Origin of the sequence: Salinivibrio sp. PR932 (assembly GCF_001996125.1) — a bacterium.
GTDB lineage: Bacteria > Pseudomonadota > Gammaproteobacteria > Enterobacterales > Vibrionaceae > Salinivibrio > Salinivibrio proteolyticus.
Window position 1 is genome coordinate 114,563 of sequence record NZ_MUFM01000002.1, and the last position, 14,510, is coordinate 129,072.

Consider the following 14,510-nt stretch of genomic DNA (forward strand, 5'->3'; position numbering starts at 1 on the left):
CCTTATTGTCTATGAGTAACAGCAAGACCTATGCCAATAATGATTAATATCTTCTGTCACTGTTGTTGGGCAGTCTATCGTGAAGGTGTGACCCTTTTATGACCGCCGATATTTAACCTAACGAATTTGAGAAATTACGCAAAGTAAAAACGCGTTCTTTTATCTATTCGAGATCTATGTCAATGATTAACCGCAAAAATGAAATCAAATGTAAAAAAATTGTTCATTTTTAGTTTTCCAGTTGATCGATTGTTAGTGACTAAAATAACCAAATTATTGGCGATGTTATCGATTGCGTTTTGGTGGTCTTAAGATAGCTTAGTGGCTAAATATGAATGGATTGTTAGGCAATTGAGTGGGTGGGGTAAACAGGCTTTTTGCTGTGTTTATTGTTGCTATCCGCCTGTTTACGCTTGATTATTTAATCTCGGAATGAATATGTTGCACGATGGCGTGCAAGCCATTGGTGCGTGATTCACTGAGGTGGTGTGCAAGCCCGGCTTGCGAGAAGACCGCATTTAAATCTAACTGAGCGATCTGTGTGTGGTTTTGGCCGTTCACACAGGCGAGAACCACGGCTAGCAGTCCTTTTACAATACGCGCATTGGAGTCGGCGGCAAAGTAGTGCGTTTCCGCGTCTTTGTGGTGCAAAAACCACACATCACTTTCACAGCCCGATACTTGGCTCGCAGCCTGTTTTTGCGCGTCAGTGAAGGACGGTAAACGTTTTCCCCAGATAATAAGCTGGCGGTATTTGTCTTCCCAGTTGGTGTGTTGTGCCAGCATCTCGGCAACGGTGTGTTGGTCGAGCTCACTGCCAAATGGGTGAGAGGGTAAGTCCATCATGAATCCTATTAATTAGCGATTAAACACCGAGTAAATATAACGTTTTATCCAGTGCAGTCAGGAAGCGGTCAATGTCTTCTTGGCTATTATAGGCACCCAAAGATACACGGACTGTGCCCTCTATATTGAGCGCCTTAATAAACGGATGCGCACAGTGATGGCCCGAACGCACCGCGATATTTTGTTGGCCGAGTAGCTCAGCAATGTCCGCGTGGTGCTCGCCATCCACCACGAAAGACACCATAGTACTATGCGGTTGTGGACAGATAAGCTGAATGGCAGGACGTTGCTTCAGACCCTCGACAAGAGCTTGATAACAGGTGCTGAGATGAGCGTCTATTGCGCGCAAGTCATATTGTGTTAACCATTGGATCGCGGCTGCCAGTCCAATCGCTCCAGCCGCATTTGGGGTACCGGCCTCAAAGCGAGCAGGGAGCGGGGCGAGAGTATGCTGCTCAAAGCTTACGTCAGTGATCATTTTGCCACCGCCGTGAAAAGCGGGCAGTGCGGCGAGACTATCGTGTTTGCCGTAAAGCACGCCAATCCCCGTTGGCCCGTATAACTTGTGGCCGGAAAACACGTAAAAGTCAGCATCAAGCTCAGCCATGCTGATGGGGTCATGAACTATACCTTGTGCACCATCAACGATCACAATTGCACCATAACGATGCGCCATGGCAGTCATCTTTTCGATAGGATGGCGGGTACCCGTAACATTGCTGACATGGCTGACAGCAACAATCCGCGTGTGAGTATTCAGTGCTTGTTGGTACGCATGTAAATCGAGCTGGCCGGTGAGCGGACAGCAGGGGATTTTGACTAAGGTCGCGCCAGTGCGTTCACAGACTAATTGCCATGGAACCAGGTTGGCGTGATGCTCCATTTCACTGACCAAGATCTCATCCTGTGCAGTGAAATGTTGGCTCAGGCTGTAAGCCAATAAATTGATCGATTCGGTGGCGCCTCGTGTCCAGATGATCTCATTGGGTTTGGCATCAATAAATGCTGCGACATCCCGACGCGCTTGTTCGAACTTCTCGGTTGCAGTGAGTGACGCTTGGTGCTGGCCACGATGTACATTAGCTAATGGCGATGAATAAAAATCACTGATGGCATCAATCACTGCTTGGGGCTTTTGTGCCGTAGCGGCACTGTCGAGGTACACCCAGTCCGGATTTTCGCAGGCAGGAAATTGGGCGCGTAGTGCGTGAATATCGAAATGTTGCGTCATAGTACGAGCTGTCCAAACTGAATCTTGCTTATGATCCCTATCTCTTGGCTGGAACTCAAGTAACTTTATCGCTCAGAGAATGCATCGCGTGGATAGGCGTTATCAAACAGACAAAAAAAAGCACTGAGCAAAGCTCAGTGCCAACAAATATGTAATGACAGACAATGTCAAAATACAGGAAGTTAAAAGTGGTAGATACGACTACCTGTCTAACCAGTGTTAGACAAATGCAAACACAACATCGCAACCACGGAAACAGTCTTAAATAGAGAGACGTCACTTGTGGATGCGGGATGCACTATAGGAGGTTGCTGGTATATCAGCAATCGACAATTTATAATGTCAACGATTAGAAAAACTAATGACAAGAGGTGAGCTGTTTATGGCAAGGCGTCTCCCACCGCTAAACGCGCTTCGAGTGTTTGAGGCCGCGGCGCGACATTTAAGCTTTACACGGGCTGCCGAAGAGCTTTTTGTGACTCAGGCTGCAGTTAGCCACCAAATCAAAGCGCTGGAAGAGTTCCTTGGCCTTAAGCTATTTCGGCGTCGCAACCGATCTTTGCTGCTAACCGAAGAAGGACAGAGTTACTTTCTTGATATTAAAGATATTTTTTCCGAGCTTTCTTATGCGACCGATAAAGTATTGGAGCGGAGTGCCAAAGGGGCGCTCACCATCAGTCTTCCGCCGAGTTTTGCTATTCAATGGTTGGTGCCTCGTTTAGCTGATTTCAACAAAGCGCATCCCGATATCGATGTTCGGATAAAAGCAGTTGATTTGGAAGATGGCTCACTGACGGATGATGTGGATGTGGCTATTTACTACGGCCGAGGGAATTGGTCGGGGCTACGTTGCGATCTTTTATACCAAGAGTGCCTACTGCCGGTTTGCTCGCCCTTATTGTTAGAGTCCGGTAAGCCACTGACTTGTCCTGATGATCTCAAACACCATGTGCTACTGCACGATCGCTCACGCAAAGAGTGGAAAGCATTTGCGAAGGCGCATCAACTGACGGATATCAATTTGGAACATGGACCTATCTTTAGTCACTCTTCCATGGTGTTACAAGCGGCAGCCCACGGCCAAGGTGTCGCGCTAGGTAATAATGTGTTATCCCAACCTGAATTGGCGTCAGGACGACTTGTACATCCATTTGAACAAGTGCTCAAAAGTGACAATGGCTTTTATTTGGTCAGTCAACAGCGTGATGCGGAAACCGGTCGGATTGCGGCATTTCGAGAGTGGATGCTAGAAACGGCTGCGAAAGAGCAGGAGAAGATGAATTTATGACAGAACTTTTGATTGATGGTGAGCAGACAGCAACGGATTGGATTATTTTTGCTCACGGTGCGGGCGCGGACAAAGATCATGAATTTATGGCCGATATGGCAGTACGATTGAGCGAGCATACTTGTGTGGTACGATTTAATTTCCCTTACATGGATAAGCGAAAAGTCGATGGTAAAAAACGCCCGCCAGACCGTGCGCCTGCTCTGCTGAGCTGTTTTGAAGCTGTGATTGAGCAGGTTAACTGTCTGCGTCCTGCGACCAGCCGTTTATGGCTGGCCGGTAAATCGATGGGGGGCAGAATGGCCAGTCATTTAACCGAAAATCCAAGTGTTTCAGGTGTGATCTGTCTGGGCTTTCCATTTCATCCGCCGGGCAAACCTGAAAAATACAAGGGCGAACATTTAGCGTCAGTCACTCGTCCTGTATTGATTTTGCAAGGTGAGCGAGACACCTTTGGCCGCCAAGAAGAGGTGGTGAGTTATTCACTATCGCCCAGTGTCGAGGTCGCGTTCTTGCCCGATGGCGATCATAGCTTTAAACCTCGCAAAGCCTCGGGACTGACAGAGATGCAAAATCGCCAAACCGCCGTTTCGCATCTGTGCCAGTTTATTCACCAACAAGGAGCAAATTGATGAGGCGTCAGTATTGGCTTATTTCAGGGGCGCTTGGTGCCGGATTAGCGGTGGCGCTCGGCGCATTTGCCGCACATGGCCTGAAAGCGACGCTCAACGACTATGAGCTCGCGATTTTTAAAACCGGCGTCAATTATCAAATGTGGCACAGTTTGGCGTTGTTGTGTCTTGGGGCGGTTGCGCCTCAACTGCCTGAGCGCTATGTAGTTACAACGGGTATCGCATGGTGGGTCGGGATACTCTGTTTTAGTGGCAGCTTGTATCTTTTGGCATTGACACACATGACTTGGCTCGGGCCTGTCACCCCGCTCGGAGGGCTAAGCTTTTTAGTCGGCTGGGGCGCATTGGCGTTTGGAGCATGGCGCGTAGGTCGCCAGTAAACCAAAATCGTCAGGGTTGGCATTTCTTTCCTAACCGCTTGGCATATATAATGCGCAGCTTGTTTTTTGTCACGGTAATCGTGACGGTGACCCAAACCAGAGGAAGTCATGAATCAGGTTTTGCTTTACTGTCGTGCAGGGTTTGAAAAAGACTGTGCGGCGGAAATTCAACAAAAAACCACTGAGCTGGGTATTTACGGATTTCCGCGAGTGATTAACAACAGCGCCTATGTGCTGTTTGAATGCTACCAAGACGGTGAGGCTGAGCAGATTGTTCGTGATCTGCCGCTCGACTCCCTGATCTTTGCTCGGCAAATGATTGCGGTGACCGCATCGCTCTCTGATCTGGATCCGGACGACCGAATTTCTCCGATTTTGGCTGTTGCAGATGCGCTGCCCAAAGCGGGAGACTTGCGGGTGGAGACGCCTGATAATGACGAGGCGAAAGCCTTATTGAAATTTTGTCGTAAGTTCACCGTTCCATTGCGTCAGGCACTGCGAAAGCAGGGCGTGATGTTAGCAAAAGACAATCCTAAAAAGCCGGTTATTCATCTTTGCTTTATCGCGCCGGGGACATGCTTTGTGGGTTACTCATTGACCACCAATAACTCACCGCATTACATGGGCATCCCGCGTATGAAATTTCCTGCCGATGCACCGAGTCGCTCGACCTTAAAGTTAGAAGAAGCGTTCCATCACTTTATTCCTAAAGAAGAGTGGGATACGCGACTCGCGCCCGGATTATGGGCGGTCGACTTGGGGGCTTGTCCCGGCGGGTGGACTTACCAGTTAGTGAAGCGTTCGATGTTTGTGCATGCGGTTGATAACGGCGCGATGGATGAAAGCTTGATGGAAACTGGCCAAGTATTCCATCATGCCGAAGATGGCTTTAAGTTTGAGCCCACGAGAAAAAATGTGACTTGGTTGGTCTGTGACATGATCGAAAAACCCTCCCGCGTCGCTCAACTCATGGGGGAGTGGTTGATTGCAGGATGGGCGAAAGAGGCCATGTTCAACTTGAAGCTCCCCATGAGCCGTCGATATGAGCAGGTTTCTTATAACCTCGACACCTTGGGTGAGTTTTTAAAGCAGCACAACATTCCCTACGAGATGAAGGCGAAACACCTTTATCACGATCGTGAAGAAATCACCGTGTACTTACGTCGTGTAAAACGTCAACACTCGCTGAATGGTTAGGCACTGACTGTTGTTGGCTGAAAGCGGATATCCTGTAGGTTAAAGCCCAGTGGGATATCCGTTTTTAGTTGTGCCACGGCCTTACATTTGCGTGCGAGATCGTGGTGACCATCTAACTTCTTCGACCACTTTTCAGCCAGATCATTAGCCGAAAGTATGGCGTCGAGATCGCCATACTGGGACAGTAAATTGGCTGCGTTTTTCGGGCCAATACTCGGCACGCCGCTGATCTCACTGCTGCTGATGCCGGCGAGCCCCCAGAAGTCACACAACTGCTCAGGGCGAACGCCAAAACTCTTTTCCACAAATGCCAAATCAAGCCAGCGATGTTGGAAGTAATCCCGTACCCGCAATGTGGGCTGTAAGAGTTGGCAATAGCCTTTATCGGTGGAAACAATGGTGACTTGCTCGTGATGGGCCGCGACTTTTAATGCGAGCGTTGCGATCATGTCATCAGCCTCATCTCCTTGTGAGAGTAAGGAGTCAACACCACGCTGCCAGAATGCATCTTGAATGGTGTCCAACCCTTGTTCGAGGTCGGAGGGCATGGGTTTCCGGCCCTGCTTGTACTCAGGTAGGATATCGGCACGCCAACCTCTGTCTTGGCCGGTATGATCGAAAACCGCAACAATATGGCTGGGCTCACTGTGACTGATGATTTTATCGAGTGTTTTCAGGCAGGTCTGTGTGGTTGCCTCAAGGGTATGAGTATCGGGTTGGGCGGCATGAACGCGACGAATGAGGTTCATGGCATCAATGATAACAACGTGAAGCTTGGACATAGACTTAACCGGTAACAATGAGCAGCATGCTGCCCATTGTACCAGTTTACACGGGTGGGCAAAGCCGCCCGATGGGATTAAGAGACGATTTGATAGCAAGGCACATACTCAGTGCCCGGTAATTTCATTCGTTGCTGATCGACAAAGCTTTGCAGCAGCTTATCCATTTTCGCCATCAGTACTTTATCACCGTCAATTTTAAACGGGCCATGTTGCTCAATGTTACGGATCCCCTCATCTTTAACGTTACCTGCCACAATACCTGAAAATGCTTGGCGCAATGCCGATGCCAGCAGTTCAGGACGTTGGTTCATATGCAGATTCAGATTTGCCATGTTGGCATGGGTTGGCTCAAATGGAAGTTGGAATTCCGGCTCGATTTTGAGCGACCAATTGTAGGAGTATGCATCTCCAGTGGCTTTACGGTGTTCTTTTACCGCTGGCATCGCATTTTTCATTAAACGCGCGGCTTTGGCCGGATCGTCAATCACAATTTCATAATATCGGGTCGCTTGGTCGCCAAGGACTTCGCGAATGAAGGTGTCGATATTGCGGAAATAGTCTTCGCTTTCTTTTGGCCCAGTTAGCACAATGGGTAGTGGTTGTTCACGGTTCTCTGGGTGCATCATGATACCGAGAATGTAGAGCAGTTCCTCAGCGGTCCCTGCCCCGCCAGGGAAGATAATAATGCCGTGGGCGATACGGACAAAAGCTTCAAGGCGTTTTTCGATGTCAGGCATGATCACTAGCTCGTTGACCATGGGGTTCGGTGGCTCGGCGGCAATGATAGATGGCTCGGTAAGACCGATGAAGCGACTATCGTAGATACGCTGTTTCGCATGTCCAATCGCGGCGCCTTTCATTGGCCCCTCCATTGCGCCGGGGCCGCACCCTGTGCAGATGTCTAGCTCACGTAATCCCAGCTCATGACCAACTTCTCGGGTGTACTGGTACTCAATATCATTGATTGAGTGACCGCCCCAGCAGACGACGAGATTAGGGTCGACTCGCGGCCGCAGTGTTTTTGCGTTGCGTAAGATGCCAAAGATCAGGTTGGTGATATGAGCGGAGCTAGTGAGGTTGAGATTCGGACTATGCTCGAGCTGTACATTGACATGGATAATATCGCGCAAGACGGAAAACATATGTTCTTGAATACCGCGAATAATTTTTCCATCGACAAATGCATGGTCGGGTGGATTCACCAGCTCTAGTTTGATTCCCCGCTCTCGACGCAATACGCGGATCTCAAAGTTGGTATGTTTCTCCAACAAGGCTTTGGAGCTATCGGTGTGGCTGCCTGAGTTCAGAACGGCCAGTGAGCAATTGCGATAAAGGCGGTATAAGTCGCTGCTTGCACTCGCTTTTAGACGATCAACCTCGATTTGAGAAAGCAGGTCCATGGTGCCGATAGGGCTAATGTGTGTGATCATAGCGACAACCTCTCGAAGACAAATTAGGAAGGGCAGAGCGGTGCTATAAAAATCAGTGTGTTAATTAAAAATACACACAGGTTGGCAGATTGACCAGAAAAAATTAACACCAAATGATTTGGTTGCGACCGGCGTTTTTCGCTTGATAGAGGGCTTGGTCGGCACGCTCAAGTACATGTGTTGGTGTGTCTGAGCCGGAGAAGAGCGTGGCACCAATCGATGCGGTAATCGAGACGCGTTGGTTTTTGAATTTCAACGGCAACTTATGAATGGTATGGCTCACATTGGCCAGAATATCGGTACGGGTCTTTTCATCCGCATCAGGCAGTAAAACCACAAACTCTTCGCCACCAAAGCGAGCGATAAAGTCGGTATCACGCAGACACTGATAAATACTGCGTGCGATAATCTTGAGAGCTTTATCACCGACAAGGTGACCGAATTGGGCATTCACCTCTTTAAAGTGATCGATGTCGATCACTGCGAGACAGAAGTCATGTTGGTATTTACGCCATAGACGATATTCATGCTCAAGACGGTCGTGCATTGCCGCGCGGTTGTAGACTCGAGTGAGCGGATCGAGTAACAGCTTACGCTCTTGGTCTCCCAAGCGGCGTCTTTGATCCATGGTTTGTTCGGCAACTGCGTTTAGTTGGTTTTGATTATGCGCCAGTTGTTCAACCAAAGACTGCTCGCGATTTTTAAGCGCTTTATTCTCGTCGGCGAGCGCTTTGAGATCGGCCAGCGCATGCGCTAACGAGCGACTCAGTGCAGTGGCATCGGCGCTAGGTGCATTCAGATCGCGTTCAATGTTAGCGATAGTGCCGCCCAGCAGGGTATCAATACGCTGATGGTCTTGGCGCAAGCTGTGGGCATGGTCGTAGGCGCGGGTATTTTGTTGGCTGATCGCAATCAGATTATCATTCACTTGCGCCAAAAATGCTTGCGAGGCCCGCCGCTCGGCATGTGTCGCCTCTAGGATGAGCTTGAGCGATTCTAACGTGAGTGCAATGATGGTCGCAGGCGAGAATGCGTCGAGTAGCTGTTGACGAATATCGAGCAAGCGTTGACCTGCTTCCCCGTCGAGATCAAGTTCAGTGATTAGGTTTTGCAATTCATCGGCAACACGGCGAATTTGATCCTGTTCGAGGGTAGTCTCCGAGTGTCGAGCGCTGGGACGTACCGCTTGCAAGGTGACAGCGCGCTCATAGAGTTGGAGTAACTTGACCAACTGTTGGGTGCGGGTGGTTTGATCGTCCGCCGGTTGAGATAAAAGATCGCGCAAGTCGCGCTTCAGTTGTGCTGGTAAGCCGGGCACGCGCTTTAGTGTTTCGCCACTAGCATGAAACTGCGCACTAAGATGCGACTCGACTTTCTTTTGTGTCATATCGTGCTGACCCACCATGCGTTCTATAATCGCTAACCGCGGGATCAGAGGGCTGACATCCTGCGTAACATGTAACAGCTCACGGAATTCAGCCAACTTTTTATCGAGTAGCGAGCTTTTTCCGGTACAGGTCGCGACAAAGCGAGTCACCAAGCGCTTGAGAATATGGATCTCACGACGTGATTTTAAGGCCAAGTCCCGATACGCGTATGGCGTATCTTCTTGGACCGCAGACGCGGTGCCTGCCGTTACCGGCTGTGGATTGGACTTATTCATTTCTCGGGGATACACCTGACAACATTTGCGATGACGCAACAGGCGGCGGGATTCGCCAGCCAAACGCCTCTAGCTATACCGATTTATTGCTTCGATCATCAATAATTAACCCTCGCTTTTTATCAGATTCGTGATCCGTCTGCCAGTTAATTGATGTGTTCGCTGACGTTTTAACCTTCACTAACCCGGAGTCAATACCGCGCAGGCAGGCATGTCGTAAGTTGGTATTGACGAAGCTGGCGGCAGGCGCGGTATCAATGGCGCTTAAATGTACCCAATGGCTATCACCACTTTGCTCCGCGAGCTCACATGCTTTATTGGTAGCTGTGAGGAGAATTTCAATCAATTCCTGATCGTTGATCGAGGTATACGCTCGCGGCAAGAAAGGATATTCAGCCAGCCCGACACAAACCTGAGTTGAGAGGCTGATATTTGCTGATCGCGTATCATCCTGATCACTGTCGTCGGGTTGCTGATGATAATGTGCGACAAAATCTTCAATCAAAGATTGAACAAAATGGGCAAGGGCGTCGGGTTGGGCATCTTCTTCCCAGTTGGTTTCAATATAAATGAATAAGGCATCGGCAAAGTGGTATAGGCGACCGGTTCCCGTGACTTTATCGGAGAGATATTCACCCAGCTGACGTTCGATATCCTGCGCATATTGATAGCCATGGTGCAAAAATAAATCCTTTAAAAAGGCGACATCAAACATTGCGAATCTCAGCCGGTCACTAAGTGGCTGGTGGATCATGTCGTTTAAGTACCATTGCTCAAAATTAGCATTACTTTTTTCTAACGAACGGGGCAGCTTGGCATTGAGCATCCGTAGGTTGCGCAGTCCAGTACGAGGGTGGGCATAAAAATCGTCACGCAATTGCTCAAGCTCGATTTGGCGTATTACGGCGGCGCGGTGGCGCAAATAGACGATGACCAGCAGCACACCAAGGCTACCGAGCAAGAAATAGTTAACTTTTTGCAAATGGATTTGCTCTTGACGCGCGCCATCGAGTTGACGCTGTAGTTCGTCCATTTGTAATTGGCGCTCGACCACACGTTGCTGTTGTTTGAACGTATCGGCTTGGCTTTGTTGCTCTGTTTCGGTTTGACGGGCGCGTAAGCGTTCGTACTCGCGTTGCATGGCGAGTGCCTGTTGATACTGCCCCTGAGCTTCCAACGCCGCGGATAAAGCCTGATACGCATGTGTGACGGTGGCGAGGTCTTGCTGGACTTGGGCCTGTTCAAGCGCAGTTTGGATTTCTTTTTCGGCCAGTTTGGGCTTAGACAGGGCTAAATGAATTTGCCCTTGCAACAGGATTGCTTGGGTTGTGAGCTGCGAGTTGGGCATTGCACCGGCTAAGCGTAACGTATCTTGAATATAGCGGTCGCTTAATGGGTAGTGAGATAACTCGAAATAGGTTCTTGCAATGGCAAAGTGGACCTCGGCCAGAGGCTTAGGTCTGGACAGGTTTTGCTCAATTTCAAGCGCGTTAAAGTAATGCACTAACGCAAAGTTATAACGCGCTTGTTGTTCGTAAATCGCGGCCAATAAACGCTGGGAAGCGGAAAGCTGACGGCTCAGTGAAAAGTGTTCAAAAAACGCTGCTGCTTGGTTCGCGTGTTCGAGGGCTTGTTTGAGCACGCCTTGCTGAAAGTACAATTGCGCAAGTTGCATGTTGGCGCGAGCGATAAGCGCGGTGTACTCATTTTCACTGGCTATCCAAAATGCACTGAGCAACTCGGTCAATGCGCTTTCATGCTGTTTTTCATCGAGTAGGAAAGCCCCCAATGAGAGTTGAAACTCGACTTTATCACGTAGGTTTTCCGGATGAGTGGATAATTGGCTACGTGCACGCTCATAAGCGATGAGCGCCGTTTCACTGTCTGCCGTGGCGGCGAGAATATTGGCGCGCAACAAGGCGCTGTTAAAACGCACGTCGTGGATGTTGAGGCTGTTATCAGGAAGCGCATTCAATGCTGCATCGACTTCATCCAGTTTATGCAATGCCTGTTTATCATCGCCGACTAAATGCCAAGTGAGGGACGCTTCGGTCAGCATCACTTGCACCAGTGTGTGTTTGAGCTCGTGCTCTTCGACGACTTGATAGGCTTTTTGTAATGCCGCTTTGGCTTCTAGCGGTTGCTCAAGGTGTGCGTAAGCACGAGCACTGATCAAATAGGCGTACACCGTATGCAAGGGGGTGCGAATTGAGCGATCGGTATCGTTATTGACGTGAGAGCGGTTTGCACCCGTAGTGAGTCGTCGCTGCGCTAAGAAACGGTTACTGATCTCTAACGATTGCTCAGGCGCGGTGGCTAACAGTTCTTCTGCATTGGTTAGTACAGGCGAGGAATGGATAGAAGCCAACGCCATGGACGACGTTAACCATAAGAGCAGGCCTAGGAAGGGGCGGCTAAAGCGCATGCGCTATCCTCAAAAATGCGTCTGAACAAAAATGAAGGCTGCCAGTTTGAGACAGCCATGTCTGCGCGCTGACTCAACGTTGCGGCACATAGGCCGCAACGAGACGTCGCTGAATCATGGTTATTGACGGGCGAGTCGGTTATTTTCGCTCGGCGTTTTACCCATGTTGGTGCGATAAGGGTTGATGTCGAGTCCGCCACGACGTGTATAACGCGCGTAAACCGTGAGCTTTTCTGGCTGACAAAAACGCATGATGTCCATGAAAATACGTTCCACACATTGTTCGTGGAATTCGTTGTGTTCACGGAAGGACACTAGATAACGCAGTAGCTTCTCGCGGTTAATTTTTTTCCCTTTATAGGCAATGCGCACCGACCCCCAATCAGGCTGGTTGGTGATCAGGCAATTGGATTTTAGCAAGTGGCTGTGCAGCGTTTCTGACACAATCGCCCCTTGCGCGGCGCCATCGAGCCAATCAGGATTAAAAGTATAATCATCAATACTGATATCTTGATGATCAATGCACTCACCTGCCATTCCAGCAATGGTCTCGCCTTCAAGCTCGCTCAGTGGCGATAGGGTCACATCCACCTCTTCGCCTGCACAGGCAGACAAATCCTTCTGTAGAGCATCGGCGACCTTTTGCCAGCTCTCGAAGCGGGTTTGATTGAGGCTGTTTAAATACAGTTTAAACGATTTGGACTCAATCAAGTTTGGGCTCGAAGCGGGTAGGCGTACCTCACCGATAGCCACTTGCGGAAGGCCGTTTTGGTTTAACCAAGACAGCTCATAAAGCGTCCAGGTGTCATAGCCGGTAAAGGGCACAGTCTCATTGCTCAGGCCAATGGCTTGACGATTCAGCTCACGCGGGACCGCGCGTAGCTGTGACGGGTCGTATTGCGTCGGGTAGTCAGTGTGTTGGCCTAGCGACAGACCGGCTAGGGCATCGGCATCTTGGTAATTGCTCATACGGATTTGCCATCGATTCAAGTAGAATGGGTAAAGTTTACTGAATCTTGCTATAGGTTGCTAATGGAGAACACATTACATAACGCCCTTTGGGCGCTAGCCCAGAAATATGTTGCCAAATGGCGAAAGGTGCAGCAGTGCTTGCCGTGCACGGACGCGTATTTAGGCTTAGCGTCACCGTGTGTGGAGAGCGAAAATGCCCACCAAGTGCAATGGCAACCGGTTCAGCGTGATACCTTGGCAGACTTCACCAACGTGGAGAATGCGATTGAGTTACGTCTGCACAGCGACATTAAAGACTTTTATAACTTTATGTACTGCGCGGATTTGCCGGTGCACTTTGGCGGTGAGCGCTTCAATTTGCTGCAAGTGTGGAGTGAAGATGACTTGGCCCGCTTACAAGAAAACATTCTTGGGCATTTAATGATGCAGCGTCAGCGTAAATGCTCCCCGAGTGTATTTATTGCGACCACTGATGATGAAATGACGATTGTTGCTATTGATAATGTGACGGGCCAAGTGGTGAGAGAAGTACTCAATAAAGGCTCACGAGAGGTGTTGGCAGACGATGTTGAGCAATTCATTGAGGTGTTAGAGGTTGATGTATCATGATCCTCACCGAGCTAACCTTCGAGTGCTTCGACAATACAACGGTAAGCGCGGTTGACCGAGCGATTAATGGCCTGATGGATGCGTTGCGTTACAACGGTCAGGTGTTGGGGCGTGAATTTCCGATACTGATGCAAGAAGGGCAGTTTCAGCTTCGGGTTGTTTGTCCGGATGAAGATGCGTTGCAGCCAAAATTTCATAGCCCTCAAGTCAAGCGAGCATTGAATCAACTGTCCGAGGCCTGTTTGACTCAGCCTAAGGTACGTCTTTTAGGTCGAGACCTTAACTCCGAACAAGCGGCGCCGAGCACCTCGCCGAGCTGGCAGGTGCTATACACCACCTTTGTGCACACCTGCTCGCCATTACGATGTGGCGATACCTTATTGCCGATCCCTTTATATCGCTTACCCGCAACTTTCAATGGCGACCACAAGTCAGTGATCAAGTGGCAAACGGAATGGCAAGCGTGTGATGAATTGCAGATGGCGGGTGCCAGTGATGCGGAGTTTGCCGGGCTTAACGAGCTAGAAAACCCGCAAACTCGATTGTTCCAACGCGGCTGGGATTTGCGTGGACGGATTGAATACCTCACGGGTATTCCCACGTATTATTATCAATACCGTGTCGGTGGTAAAGATAAGGACAGTGAGTTAGCGCGCCCTTGTCCTAAATGTGGTGGACAGTGGCGATTGGAAACACCACTACACGATATTTTCCTGTTCAAGTGCGAGGCTTGTCGTCTGGTCTCAAACCTTTCGTGGGACTTCAAGCTCACTTAAGCGCTCTTCCAATTCGCTCAGACGAGCCGTTAGCTGGGAGACGTGCTGCTCGAGCGCCGCAATTCGCATTGCCTCTGAAGGAGCAGTCTCTGCCTCGGCCATGTCGGGTAACGGTGAATTAGATTTGGCACTTTTTACCGCTTGAATAATGAGGGGCAACGGCACCGGGGTATCGAGCTGTGCTTTCAGCTTTGCCACGGTGACTGATTGCCCTTTTTGGACCAAGGTGTGGATTGCGCGTTCTAGTGCCGCTTGATAACTCATCGTGATTCTCAA

The 14,510-nt window shown here is 49.6% G+C and carries 14 protein-coding genes; 6 read left to right on the plus strand and 8 right to left on the minus strand.

Annotated elements, in window-relative coordinates:
* Positions 1–417: 417 nt before the first annotated feature.
* Complete coding sequence (gene csdE, locus BZG84_RS01390; protein WP_232112093.1) at positions 418–846, minus strand: cysteine desulfurase sulfur acceptor subunit CsdE; 429 nt, start codon at positions 844–846, stop codon at positions 418–420.
* 19 nt (positions 847–865) lie between these two features.
* Positions 866–2,077: an aminotransferase class V-fold PLP-dependent enzyme gene (locus BZG84_RS01395; RefSeq protein ID WP_077480069.1), complete on the minus strand. Its 1,212-nt coding sequence runs from the start codon at positions 2,075–2,077 to the stop codon at positions 866–868.
* A gap of 382 nt (positions 2,078–2,459) precedes the next feature.
* On the opposite strand from BZG84_RS01395, the gene BZG84_RS01400 reads away from it, so the two are divergent.
* The 4 genes from BZG84_RS01400 to rlmM all read left to right on the plus strand — a co-directional run bounded on the left by BZG84_RS01400 (position 2,460) and on the right by rlmM (position 5,574).
* Positions 2,460–3,365, plus strand: a complete 906-nt coding sequence (locus BZG84_RS01400; protein ID WP_069588567.1) for a transcriptional regulator GcvA — start codon at positions 2,460–2,462, stop codon at positions 3,363–3,365.
* On the plus strand, positions 3,362–3,997 hold the full coding sequence (locus BZG84_RS01405; RefSeq protein WP_077480070.1) for an alpha/beta family hydrolase: 636 nt from the start codon (positions 3,362–3,364) through the stop codon (positions 3,995–3,997). Before BZG84_RS01400 ends, BZG84_RS01405 begins: the two co-directional genes overlap by 4 nt.
* Entirely contained in the window at positions 3,997–4,377 is a 381-nt protein-coding gene (locus BZG84_RS01410) for a DUF423 domain-containing protein (protein ID WP_077480071.1), read from the plus strand. Before BZG84_RS01405 ends, BZG84_RS01410 begins: the two co-directional genes overlap by 1 nt.
* A gap of 108 nt (positions 4,378–4,485) precedes the next feature.
* The gene (rlmM, locus tag BZG84_RS01415) at positions 4,486–5,574 is read left to right on the plus strand and encodes a 23S rRNA (cytidine(2498)-2'-O)-methyltransferase RlmM (RefSeq protein ID WP_077639479.1); all 1,089 of its coding nucleotides are present in this window, start codon (positions 4,486–4,488) and stop codon (positions 5,572–5,574) included.
* Here the strand turns inward: rlmM and xni are convergent.
* The 5 genes from xni to queF all read right to left on the minus strand — a co-directional run bounded on the left by xni (position 5,571) and on the right by queF (position 12,846).
* Positions 5,571–6,356, minus strand: coding sequence for a flap endonuclease Xni (gene xni / locus BZG84_RS01420; RefSeq protein WP_077480073.1), 786 nt, complete (start codon positions 6,354–6,356; stop codon positions 5,571–5,573). The two genes, rlmM and xni, sit on opposite strands and share 4 nt — an antisense overlap.
* A gap of 77 nt (positions 6,357–6,433) precedes the next feature.
* Positions 6,434–7,789 carry a nucleotide 5'-monophosphate nucleosidase PpnN gene (gene ppnN, locus BZG84_RS01425; RefSeq protein WP_077480074.1) on the minus strand — a complete coding sequence of 452 codons (1,356 nt, stop codon included), beginning with the start codon at positions 7,787–7,789 and terminating at the stop codon, positions 6,434–6,436.
* A 103-nt stretch (positions 7,790–7,892) separates the two neighbouring features.
* The gene (locus BZG84_RS01430) at positions 7,893–9,452 is read right to left on the minus strand and encodes a GGDEF domain-containing protein (RefSeq protein WP_077480075.1); all 1,560 of its coding nucleotides are present in this window, start codon (positions 9,450–9,452) and stop codon (positions 7,893–7,895) included.
* Positions 9,453–9,525: 73 nt separating this feature from the next.
* Positions 9,526–11,877, minus strand: coding sequence for a tetratricopeptide repeat protein (locus tag BZG84_RS01435; protein ID WP_077677944.1), 2,352 nt, complete (start codon positions 11,875–11,877; stop codon positions 9,526–9,528).
* Between the two features lie 120 nt (positions 11,878–11,997).
* The gene (gene queF / locus BZG84_RS01440; protein ID WP_069588581.1) at positions 11,998–12,846 is read right to left on the minus strand and encodes an NADPH-dependent 7-cyano-7-deazaguanine reductase QueF; all 849 of its coding nucleotides are present in this window, start codon (positions 12,844–12,846) and stop codon (positions 11,998–12,000) included.
* A 63-nt stretch (positions 12,847–12,909) separates the two neighbouring features.
* On the opposite strand from queF, the gene syd reads away from it, so the two are divergent.
* Positions 12,910–13,458: a SecY-interacting protein gene (gene syd, locus BZG84_RS01445; protein WP_077480077.1), complete on the plus strand. Its 549-nt coding sequence runs from the start codon at positions 12,910–12,912 to the stop codon at positions 13,456–13,458.
* On the plus strand, positions 13,455–14,234 hold the full coding sequence (locus BZG84_RS01450; RefSeq protein ID WP_077675169.1) for a Zn-ribbon-containing protein: 780 nt from the start codon (positions 13,455–13,457) through the stop codon (positions 14,232–14,234). Before syd ends, BZG84_RS01450 begins: the two co-directional genes overlap by 4 nt.
* On the opposite strand, the gene BZG84_RS01455 is transcribed toward BZG84_RS01450, so the two are convergent.
* Complete coding sequence (locus tag BZG84_RS01455) at positions 14,202–14,498, minus strand: hypothetical protein (protein WP_077480079.1); 297 nt, start codon at positions 14,496–14,498, stop codon at positions 14,202–14,204. The two genes, BZG84_RS01450 and BZG84_RS01455, sit on opposite strands and share 33 nt — an antisense overlap.
* Between the last annotated feature and the right edge of the window lie 12 nt (positions 14,499–14,510).